Origin of the sequence: Kribbella sp. NPDC026596 (assembly GCF_040638415.1) — a bacterium.
In the GTDB taxonomy this organism is placed as follows: domain Bacteria; phylum Actinomycetota; class Actinomycetes; order Propionibacteriales; family Kribbellaceae; genus Kribbella.
Window position 1 is genome coordinate 1 of record NZ_JBEZYF010000127.1, and the last position, 9,672, is coordinate 9,672.

10 protein-coding genes are annotated in these 9,672 nt (G+C 68.4%); 6 read left to right on the top strand and 4 right to left on the bottom strand.

Annotation, left to right across the window (positions count from 1 at the left end; all coding sequences use genetic code 11):
• Positions 1-50: 50 nt before the first annotated feature.
• The 3 genes from AB0E63_RS45530 to AB0E63_RS45540 are packed head-to-tail and all read left to right on the top strand — an operon-like array spanning position 51 to position 2,200.
• Positions 51-788, top strand: coding sequence for a hypothetical protein (locus AB0E63_RS45530; protein WP_360380888.1), 738 nt, complete (start codon positions 51-53; stop codon positions 786-788).
• 54 nt (positions 789-842) lie between these two features.
• Positions 843-1,322 (top strand): carboxymuconolactone decarboxylase family protein, encoded by a 480-nt coding sequence (locus AB0E63_RS45535; protein ID WP_360380891.1) that lies wholly within the window; start codon positions 843-845, stop codon positions 1,320-1,322.
• Positions 1,319-2,200, top strand: coding sequence for a sigma-70 family RNA polymerase sigma factor (locus AB0E63_RS45540; protein ID WP_360380893.1), 882 nt, complete (start codon positions 1,319-1,321; stop codon positions 2,198-2,200). Before AB0E63_RS45535 ends, AB0E63_RS45540 begins: the two co-directional genes overlap by 4 nt.
• Here AB0E63_RS45540 and AB0E63_RS45545 read toward each other — a convergent pair.
• On the bottom strand, positions 2,144-2,602 hold the full coding sequence (locus tag AB0E63_RS45545; protein ID WP_360380895.1) for an Lrp/AsnC family transcriptional regulator: 459 nt from the start codon (positions 2,600-2,602) through the stop codon (positions 2,144-2,146). The genes AB0E63_RS45540 and AB0E63_RS45545 overlap by 57 nt on opposite strands.
• Positions 2,603-2,681: 79 nt before the next feature.
• Between AB0E63_RS45545 and AB0E63_RS45550 the strand changes: the two genes are divergently transcribed.
• A complete protein-coding gene (locus tag AB0E63_RS45550; protein WP_360380897.1) occupies positions 2,682-3,092 on the top strand; it encodes a DUF2000 domain-containing protein in 411 nt (136 codons plus the stop codon).
• Between the two features lie 3 nt (positions 3,093-3,095).
• Here AB0E63_RS45550 and AB0E63_RS45555 read toward each other — a convergent pair whose 3' ends face one another.
• Complete coding sequence (locus AB0E63_RS45555; RefSeq protein ID WP_360380900.1) at positions 3,096-4,034, bottom strand: TIGR03560 family F420-dependent LLM class oxidoreductase; 939 nt, start codon at positions 4,032-4,034, stop codon at positions 3,096-3,098.
• A gap of 100 nt (positions 4,035-4,134) precedes the next feature.
• Between AB0E63_RS45555 and AB0E63_RS45560 the strand changes: the two genes are divergently transcribed.
• The gene (locus AB0E63_RS45560; protein WP_360380903.1) at positions 4,135-4,878 is read left to right on the top strand and encodes an alpha/beta fold hydrolase; all 744 of its coding nucleotides are present in this window, start codon (positions 4,135-4,137) and stop codon (positions 4,876-4,878) included.
• Positions 4,879-4,950: 72 nt separating this feature from the next.
• A complete protein-coding gene (locus AB0E63_RS45565) occupies positions 4,951-6,882 on the top strand; it encodes a TIGR03960 family B12-binding radical SAM protein (protein ID WP_360380906.1) in 1,932 nt (643 codons plus the stop codon).
• Here AB0E63_RS45565 and AB0E63_RS45570 read toward each other — a convergent pair.
• The gene (locus tag AB0E63_RS45570; RefSeq protein WP_360380908.1) at positions 6,862-8,244 is read right to left on the bottom strand and encodes an HAD-IA family hydrolase; all 1,383 of its coding nucleotides are present in this window, start codon (positions 8,242-8,244) and stop codon (positions 6,862-6,864) included. The genes AB0E63_RS45565 and AB0E63_RS45570 overlap by 21 nt on opposite strands.
• A 5-nt stretch (positions 8,245-8,249) precedes the next feature.
• Positions 8,250-9,572: a M20/M25/M40 family metallo-hydrolase gene (locus AB0E63_RS45575; RefSeq protein WP_360380911.1), complete on the bottom strand. Its 1,323-nt coding sequence runs from the start codon at positions 9,570-9,572 to the stop codon at positions 8,250-8,252.
• Between the last annotated feature and the right edge of the window lie 100 nt (positions 9,573-9,672).

Below are 9,672 nucleotides of genomic sequence, written 5' to 3' on the forward strand. Positions count from 1 at the left end.
GCTCCAGTCGCTCCGCTCCTTGCGCTCCTCAGTCCAGGCCGGGAGGCCCCATGACCAGGTTCGTGTCGTCCCCGCTGGCCCTCGCCGCTGCCCTCTCGCTGTCGCTCACCGCCTGTGGTGGTGATGACAAGGAGTCCGGATCGACTCCGGCCGCGAGTACGCCGGCACCGAGTGTGACCTCTCCGACACTGAGCGGTACGCCCGGCGAACCGGTCACCCGGACGGCGGCCGAGCTCACCAAGGCACTGCTCGCGTTGAGTGATCTCCCGAGCGGCTTCTCGCAGGAGAAGGACGAACCGGACGACAACTCCAAGCCGTTCTCCTCGCCGAGCAGCCGGTGCAAGACCCTGGTCAAGTACCTGAACGCCACCAAGGCGCCCGGCTCGAAGGCCAGCGTGAGCCGATCCTTCTCCGGCAGCCAGGAAGGCCCGTACATCGACTTCGGCCTCGACTCGATGGGTACCGCGGAGGCGGTCGCCGACCTGCGCGACACGTACGCGGACGCGGTGAAGTCCTGCACGAAGGTCTCGCTCAAGACCGAGGGCGAGAGCAGTACGTCGATGAAGGTCGAGAAGATCGCGGCACCCCAGTTCGGCACCGGCCCGTTCGCGTTCCGCCTGACCGGAACCAGCGGCCCGAAGCGCGGCCTCGAGTACACCGCCGCCGTCACGGGCGTCAACGACGTCATCATCTCGGTCGGCGTCCTGGCCGGCCAAGGCACCGAGTTGGACGTCGCCACCGAAACCGCTGTCACCAAGGCCCAGCAGGTCCTCAAAGCCGGCGCGTGATCGGCGTCACACCGGCCACTGTCACGCCCGCGTCGCGCCGGCCGTCGTGTCGGTATGGAACAACGGATCGACTTCAGCAAGGTCGTACCGGCCGGCTTCCGGGCCGTGTACGGCGTGGAGAACTATGTGCAGGGCAAGCTCGACCACACCCTGTCGCACCTGATCAAAATCCGGGCGTCGATGCTCAACGGATGCGCGTTCTGCCTGGACATGCACACCACGGACGCGCTCAAGCAGGGGGAGAGCAGCCAGCGCCTGTTCGGCCTGGCGGCGTGGCGTGAATCGTCGTTCTACGACGAGCGCGAGCGGGCCGCCCTTGCCCTGACGGACGCGGTCACGTTGCTCGAACGGACCGGCGTACCGGATGACGTGTGGGACGCGGTGGTCGAGCACTTCGGCGAGGAGGGGGCCGCGGACGTGCTTCTTGCGATTGGCACCATCAACCTGTGGACCCGTCTAAACGTCGCGACCCGGAAGCAGCCCATGGAGCAGCCCATGGAGCAGCCCGTGGAGCAGCCGGTCCTGACCGCTTGACCAGCACACTCCAGGAGTTCCAGTCCGCGCGCGACATGCTCGCGGGCCTCGCCTATCGCCTGCTCGGCAGCTGGCACGACAGCGAGGACGTGCTGCAGGACGCGTACGTGCGGTGGTCCGCCGCGGACCGGACCGATGTGGCCGAGCCGCGTCGCTACCTGACCAGGGTGGTGACGCGGCTGGCCGTCGACGTCCTGCGGACCCGGCAGACGCGGCGGGAGAGCTACACCGGCGAGTGGCTGCCCGAACCGGTGCCGTCCGACCCATTCGGCGCGGTCGACACCTCCGACCTGTCTCTCGCAGTCCTGCATGTGATGGAGCGGCTGACCCCGCCGCAGCGTGCGGTCTACGTACTGCGGACCGCCTTCACCCTCCCGTACGACGAAATCGCCGGGATCCTCGACCGCTCGCCGGCGGACTGCCGGCAACTGCATCGCCGTGCGGTCCAAGCGCTCGACCTGGACGGTCCGCGGTTCGAGCCCTCCACCGACGAACAGCGCCGACTCTTGCTGGACTTCGTTGCAGCCGCGCGCGATGGCGACCTGAGTCGGTTGCAGGCGATGCTGAAGGACTCGGTCACCTCATGGACCGACGGTGGCGGTGCCCGCAGAGCGGCCCGCAAGCCGGTGGTCGGCCGGGAACGGGTGGCCCAGTTCTTCGCTCACATCTACACCCGGCCGAACCTGAGCGTCCGGCCCGTCCAGTTGGTGACCGGCCCCGCGCTGGACATCGTGATCGGCGACCGGCGGCATGTGCTGGCGCTGGAGTTCGACGGCGACCAGATCGCCGGGATCCGGGTCGTCATCAGCCCGGACAAGCTGTCAGCGATCGGGCAGCGGCATGATCGTCGTACGGCGGTGGTGTTCGAAGACGACTGAGCTGCGGATGTCGGCGATCTCCTGGCGTTTGGCCAGCGCCAGCACGAGGTCGCGCAGCGCCTGGGTGTCCTTGACCGCGACGTGGGCGAGGAAGTCGGAGCCGCCGGAGACCATGAACATGTCCAGGGTCTGCGGAAGCTGCATCACGTAGTCCTGGAACGCGGTCGCGACGGCCATCGCCTGTGGGCGGAGCTTGATCGAGATGATCGCCTGGGTGGACCGGTCGATCGCGGCCAGGTTCACCTCCGCGCGGTACCCGCTGATCACGCCGCGGTCGCGCAGGCCGCGGATCCGCTCCAGGCACGTCGACGGCGCGATCCCGAGCTCGGCCGCCATGTCCCGGTTCGTCCGGCGGGCGTCGTTCTGCAGCATCCGCAGCAGCGCCGTATCAAGTTCGTCCATAGCGGGAAGTTTCGCAGATCCGCCGAACGATGTTCGGATCAGAGGACGTGAGCCCGTGCACCTGGCTAGCTTTGCCGTCGTGCTGACGAACAAGATGGTCCTAGTGATCGCGGCCGAGGCGCCGGTCGGCGTCGCCCTGAACACCGCCGCCCTGCTCGGGGTCGGACTCGGCCACCACCACGACGACGTGGTCGGCCCGGACACTGCCGACGCCTCGGGTGCGGCGCACACCGGGATGTGCGCCCACCCGATTCCGGTACTGCGAGCATCCGCCGAGCAACTGCAGGACCTCCGCACCCAGGCAGCGGCCAGGGACGACGTCACCGTGCACGACATGCACCAGATCGCCCAACGCGCACGCACTTACGAGCAGATGTCGACTACGTTGAGCGGGACCAAGCCCGAAGACATCGAGTACCTCGGCCTGGCCCTCTACGGCCCGCGGTCCGCTGTCGACTCCCTGACCGGCGCTCTACCCCTGTACCGGTAGGGCTCAGAGGAAGAGGTCGGCGAAGCGCAGCAGTTCGTTCGGGTCCAGGCCGTTCTCGAAGGCCACGATGAGTTCCTGGGTTCCGGCGTCCTCGTACGCGGCGATCCGTTGCCGGATCGTCGACTCGGTGCCGATCAGGCCGTAGGAGGCGAGGTCGCCGGGGAAGGCGAACTCGGAGCCGGCTGGGACCCTGGACCGCGCGTCCGCGTCCGAAGTGCCGAGGATGTACGACGTGGTGACCGTTCGCCGGATGTCGTCGTACGGACGGCCGACGTCCGCGCAGTGCTTGCGGAGTACGTCGTACTTGCGCCGCAGCACCTCCGGCGAGTCCATGATGTTCGACGCGTCGGCCCACCGCGCGACGGTCCGCAGAGTCTTCTGCTCACCGCCGCCGGCGACCAGGACCGGGATGTGTGGTTGCTGGAGTCCTTTCGGCTGGTTGAGACCGCCAGACGCCCGGTAGTACCTTCCTTCGAAGTCGACCGACTCCTCGGTCCAGAACCGGCGGATCAGTTGCACCGCCTCGTCCAGCCGCCGCAGCCGGTCGCCGGCGGTGCCGAACTCGTACCCGTACCCGGCGTAGTCCGGCTCGTACCAGCCGGCACCGATTCCGAAGATCAGCCGTCCGTTGCTGACCACATCGATCGTGGACGCGATCTTCGCCTGGAGCGCGGGGTTGCGGTAGCTGTTCGACGTCACCAACGGGCCGATCCGGATCCGGTCGGTCGCGGCTGCGAGCGCGGTGACCATCGTCCAGGCCTCGAACAGCGGTGCCTGCGAGGGCGGGATCGGAAGCAGGTGGTCGGGGACGTAAGCGGCGTGGAATCCGAGCTCGTCGGCGGTCTGGGCCACCGTAGTGATCCGGCGGAACGCGTCGGCCGGGTCGAGGCCGGCGAGCTCGCCGGTGAATCCGGTGGGCAGGAACACGCTGAAGTTGGTCATGGCGGCCTTTCAATGAAGTGCTTGCACTCGTTTGTGCGTATTGACCGGCTGGCGCGCCAAAAGGAATCGGATGTCGTGTCGGCGTCCGTATGGTGGGGACATGCGACTCAACTACGAGGCGACAGGTCCCGCCGACGCTCCGGTAGTCCTGCTCGGAGCGTCGCTCGGAGCAACGCAGGCGATGTGGGCGCCGCAGGTCGACGTCCTGGCGAAGCGGTACCGCGTGGTGGCTTTCGACCACCGCGGGCACGGCAAGTCCGACGTACCGCTCGGGCCGTACTCGATCGACGACCTCGGTGGCGACGTCGTCGAATTACTCGACACGCTCGAGGTCGACCAGGCGTCGTACGTCGGGATCTCGCTGGGCGGCGCGGTCGGGCTGTGGCTCGCGCAGAACGCGGCCGAGCGCTTCCACCGGTTCGCGCTGCTCTGCCCGCCGGCCAACCCGGCCGAGAATGCGCAGATGTGGGCCGACCGGGCGGCCCAAGTGCGCGCCGAGGGAACCCAGTCGATCACGGACGCGACGCTGGGCCGCTGGTTCCTCCCGGAGTTCACCGAAGTCGCGCCGGTGCGGCAGATGCTCCTCGACACCCCCGACGAGGGCTACGCCGCCTGCTGTGAGGCTCTGGGCTCCACCAACCTGCTGCCCGGCCTGGCCGACATCACCGCTCCGGTCCTCCTCATCACCACCGACGGCGACACCTCCATCCCCCCGGAAACCGTCGTACCCCTGGCCGCTCAGATCCCCGGCGCCCACCTCGAAATCATCGAGAACGCCGCCCACCTGGTCACCTACTCCCACCCGGATGTCATCAACCCGCTGCTCCTCACCCACCTCGGGTGAGTGCGCGATTCCGGCGTATGGGGGCGGCGGCGTTAGGCTGGTAGGCGCTCTGACGCCGACCGGAAGTTCCTGATGACTGTTGAATCGCTGTTCCCGCGCCTGGAGGCGCTGCTGCCGACTGTGCAGAAGCCGATCCAGTACGTCGGAGGTGAGCTGAACTCGGTCAGCAAGGACTGGGACGCGGTCAGCGTGCGCTGGGCGCTGATGTACCCGGACGCGTACGAGGTCGGCCTGCCGAACCAGGGCGTCCAGATCCTCTACGAAGTACTGAACGAGCGTGACCACATCCTGGCCGAGCGGACGTACTCCGTCTGGCCGGACATGGAGAAGGTGATGCGGGACCACAAGATCCCGCAGTTCACGCTGGACAGCCACCGGCCGGTCCGCGCGTTCGACGTCTTCGGACTGTCGTTCTCGACCGAGCTCGGCTACACGAACATGCTCACCGCACTCGATCTGGCCGGGATTCCGCTGTACGCCGTCGATCGGACCGACGAGGACCCGATCGTGCTGGCCGGCGGGCACGCCGCGTTCAACCCGGAGCCGATCGCCGACTTCATCGACGCCGCCGTCCTCGGTGACGGCGAGGAGATCGTGCTGGCGATCTCCGACGTCATCCGGGAGTGGAAGGACGAGGGGAGCCCGGGTGGGCGCGACGAGGTGCTGATGCGCCTCGCGGCCTCGGGCGGTGTCTACATCCCGAAGTTCTTCACCGTCGAGTACCTGTCCGACGGCCGGATCAAGCGGGTCGCGCCGAACCGGACCGGCGTGCCGTGGCGGACGGCCAAGCACACCGTGATGGACCTGGACGCCTGGCCGTACCCGAAGAAGCCGCTGGTCCCGCTGGCCGAGACCGTGCACGAGCGGTTCTCGGTGGAGATCTTCCGCGGCTGTACGCGCGGGTGCCGGTTCTGCCAGGCCGGCATGATCACCCGGCCGGTGCGCGAGCGCAGCATCACCACGATCGGGGACATGGTCGAGAACGGGCTGAAGCAGTCCGGATTCGAGGAGGTCGGACTGCTCAGCCTGTCCTCGGCCGACCACAGCGAGATCGCTGAGGTAGCCAAGGGTCTGGGCGATCGGTACGAGGGCAGCAACGTCTCGCTGTCGTTGCCTTCGACAAGGGTCGACGCGTTCAACATCACGCTGGCCAACGAGTTCTCCCGCAACGGCCGGCGCAGCGGCCTGACCTTCGCGCCCGAGGGCGGGTCGGACCGGATGCGCAAGGTAATCAACAAGATGGTCACCGAGGAGGACCTGATCCGCACGGTCGCGGCGGCGTACGGGCACGGCTGGCGGCAGGTGAAGCTGTACTTCATGTGCGGTCTGCCGACCGAGACCGACGAGGACGTGCTGGCGATCGCGGACCTGGCCAAGAAGGTGATCGCGACCGGACGGGAGGTGTCCGGCCGGCGCGACATCCGTTGCACGGTGTCGATCGGCGGGTTCGTGCCGAAGCCGCACACGCCGTTCCAGTGGGCCGCGCAGCTCGGCGCCGAGGAGACCGACGCCCGGCTGTCGAAGCTGGCCGCCGCGATCCGTTCCGACCGGAACTACGCCAAGGCGATCGGCTTCCGGTACCACGATGGCAAGCCAGGCATTATCGAAGGCCTGCTGTCCCGCGGTGACCGCCGGGTCGGCCGGGTGATCGAGGCGGTCTGGCGCGACGGCGGCCGGTTCGACGGGTGGAGCGAGCACTTCTCCTACGACCGCTGGGTCGAGTCCGCCGAGAAGGCACTGGCCGACGAGCCGGTCGACCTGACCTGGTACACCACGCGGGAACGCGAGTACGCCGAAGTTCTGCCGTGGGACCACCTGGACTCGGGGCTGGACCGCGACTGGCTGTGGGAAGACTGGCAGGACTCGCTCGAGGAGGACGGCGCGATCGAGGTCGAGGACTGCCGCTGGACCCCGTGCTTCGACTGCGGCGTCTGCCCGCAGATGGGCACCGAGATCCAGATCGGCCCCACCGGCAAGAAACTGCTACCTCTTTCGGTGGTCTGAGGGCCTGCCGATCGGCGGGCCTCCAAATCCATCAGTTGCAGTAGTAGGCCGGGGTGACGCCGTCGAAAGAAGCAGCTCGCTGAGCAGGAGTTCGTCAGCGCTGCCCAGAACGAGGTCGGCGGCCGCCACCGCACCCGGCGCGACGAACGGGTTGGGGACAGCGACCGCGAACATCCCGGCCGCCTGCGCCGCCGCGACGCCATGCGCGGTGTCCTCGACCGCGATCGCCTCGTCACCTCGTACGCCGAGGCGCTGCAAGGCCAACTCATAGATCGCCGGATCGGGCTTGTGGGTCTCGACCTCGTCACCAGTGACGACGTGGTCGAAGAGATCCACCGCGTCGACGCGCTCCAGATGGCCCCGCACCCAGGGACGCGCCGAGCTACTCGCGATCGCGACCTGCAGACCGAGCTCGCGGGCCGTCCGTAGCCAGTCCTGGATGCCCGGCCGGAAGTGCAGTTCCTGGTGCATCGCGTCCCGGTGAGCGGTCCGGCGCGCGTGACTTGCGGCGCGGTCGAAGCCGGAGCCGACAGCGGCCGCGAGTAGTTCATAGCGGTCCTCGGTGATGTCGCCGCCGTGCCCGGGCCAGAACTCCGCGAGATCCAGCTCGAGCCCGTGGTGGGCCCACTCGGCCCGCCAGCTCTCCACCATCGTCGTCTCGGTGTCCATCAACAGCCCGTCGAAGTCGAACACAACCGCCCGCACGTCAACCGGCACGAGCCGCGTCGCGAGCCGGTGGATCTGTGGCTCGGTCAGCCCGAGACCGGCAAGGTACGCGCGGACTCCGCCGAGTTGGTGGTCCAGATGGTCAAGTGACCCGAGAATCGTCTCGGGCCTCGTGCGCGAGTACTCCGGTCCGTCCTGCCGACCCAGCCGGACCTCGCTCACCGCGTAGTCGTCAGCGATCACCTCGCGGGGAACACCGGCCAGCTCGAGAAGCAGCGCCGCGAGCTGACCGGTGCGATCCTTCCCGGAGTGGCAGTGCACGACCACCGGCCGGTCCGCCGGCGCGTCCGCGACGGCCTGGAAGATCTTGCTGAGGTGGGCCGAGTTGCGGCTCAAGCTGTTGCAGTAGACGTCGACGAGCCGCGGCTCGGCGGCCGGGTCCCGCGTCGCCTCTGCGGCCGGATCGATCCAAGGGATGCGCCGATACGACGGATGGCCGTCGAGCGGGTGTGGTCGCCTGAGTTCCACGTCGGAGCGCAGGTCGAGCACCAGACCGGCTTCGACCGAGTCGAACTCAGCCCGTCCCGCGTCGTCCAGGTTGTCGAGGCACTCCGAACGGAACAACGCCCGCTGGCGCGTCAGTCCGCCGTACCGAGTCGGAAGGCCGCCAAGGTCACGCGCATTCGGGCTCCACACAGATGTCAGCTTAGGACAACGCCTCCCAGTGACTCGAAGTCGTGCCAGGTTCCGTCGAAGGCCTTGTGGTGCAGGGCGGAGTCCATGCCGACTACGAAGACGTCGAGTCGGTTCGGGCCCCAGGCGACCACCGACCCGGCTGGTTGCGGGCGGGCCGCGGCTGCTGGTTCGAGCCAGCCGGCCAGTGCGGCGACGTTCATCCGGAGGATCTCGGCTGCCAAGGACCAGTCGATGAAGTTCAACGTGTCGTTCGCCGAGTGGATGTGGCCGTTCGCGCTGTCCGCGCCCTCGATCGTCAGCACGGCCGGAACGCCGGCGTTGATGAACGGCACGTGGTCACTCGCGAACGGGTTGAGCGACGTCTCCACCTTCAGCCCGGTGTACGTCGCGGCCGCCGTTCCGAGGGCCGCCATCTGACTCGATGACACCGGAGCGCCCTCGAGCAGCACGGTCGGGACCGCGGTGTTCTTGGTCGCGATCATGTCCATGTTGAGAACGGCCCGGACCCGCGCCCGTTCGGCCGGCGGCAGGGCGGCGACGTACTGCTTGCTGCCGAACAACCCCTCTTCCTCGCCACCGAAGAGGATCAGCCGTACGTCGTGCTGCCACGACCGTGTCGACAACAGCCGGCCGAGCTCGAGCACTCCGGCCGAGCCGCTGCCGTTGTCGTCCGCACCGGGGGCTGCCGCGGCCGGACCGCCCGCGATGTTGATCGAGTCCAGGTGTGCGGTGACGATCACCAGTCCACGGGTGGATCCGACACCGGCGCGGTCGCCGATCAGGTTCGCCGAGTGGCCCGCGCCGACCGTGATCGGCATCCGGTTCGTGGTGTAGCCGAGGGCAACCATTCGGTCGGCGGCGAAGTCCATCGCCTGGGTGAACGTCGAACTGAGCGAGTGCCGCGTCGGCAGGCTCGCCAACCAGGTCAGGTCCGACTGGTACGACGCCGTCGACACCTGCCCGACCAGATCCGCGATGGTGGGATCGACCCGGGCCGCGGAGATGATCGGATTGTCGACAATCGTCGTACCGGCGTGGAGGGCTTCGACCCGCCAGCAGTTGTTCGAGCGGCGGCGGGGCCGGTCGGCGGACGAGATCACCAGGTGCCGGCCGTGATCGAGCAGCGGCACGACATCGGGGTAGTCGTTCTGGAAACTCCGGCCCACCTGCGTGACGAGCAGCAAGCCGGGTGCGGTCCGGGACGCCCGGCCGAGGCGTTGGTCGGCCGGGACCCAGAGGAGAGTCTTCTCGCCGAACCGCGCCGACCGCGCGCCTCCGGCGGCATCAGCGGTCGGTACGACGAGATAACGAACAGGTGCTGTGGTCATGGGGCCTCCCGGCCTGGACTGAGGAGCGGAGGGAGCGAAGCGACTGGAGCGACGAGGGAAGGCCGGGAGCCAAGGCCCCATGACCCTGCCGGCGCCGAAG

What these genes read in the sequence shown, in the direction of transcription:
- AB0E63_RS45545 (WP_360380895.1), bottom strand. Translation starts at nt 2,602, where the DNA reads ATGGACGAACTTGATACGGCGCTGCTGCGGATGCTGCAGAACGACGCC.
- AB0E63_RS45535 (WP_360380891.1), top strand. Translation starts at nt 843, where the DNA reads ATGGAACAACGGATCGACTTCAGCAAGGTCGTACCGGCCGGCTTCCGG.
- AB0E63_RS45560 (WP_360380903.1), top strand. Translation starts at nt 4,135, where the DNA reads ATGCGACTCAACTACGAGGCGACAGGTCCCGCCGACGCTCCGGTAGTC.
- AB0E63_RS45530 (WP_360380888.1), top strand. Translation starts at nt 51, where the DNA reads ATGACCAGGTTCGTGTCGTCCCCGCTGGCCCTCGCCGCTGCCCTCTCG.
- AB0E63_RS45565 (WP_360380906.1), top strand. Translation starts at nt 4,951, where the DNA reads ATGACTGTTGAATCGCTGTTCCCGCGCCTGGAGGCGCTGCTGCCGACT.
- AB0E63_RS45575 (WP_360380911.1), bottom strand. Translation starts at nt 9,572, where the DNA reads ATGACCACAGCACCTGTTCGTTATCTCGTCGTACCGACCGCTGATGCC.
- AB0E63_RS45555 (WP_360380900.1), bottom strand. Translation starts at nt 4,034, where the DNA reads ATGACCAACTTCAGCGTGTTCCTGCCCACCGGATTCACCGGCGAGCTC.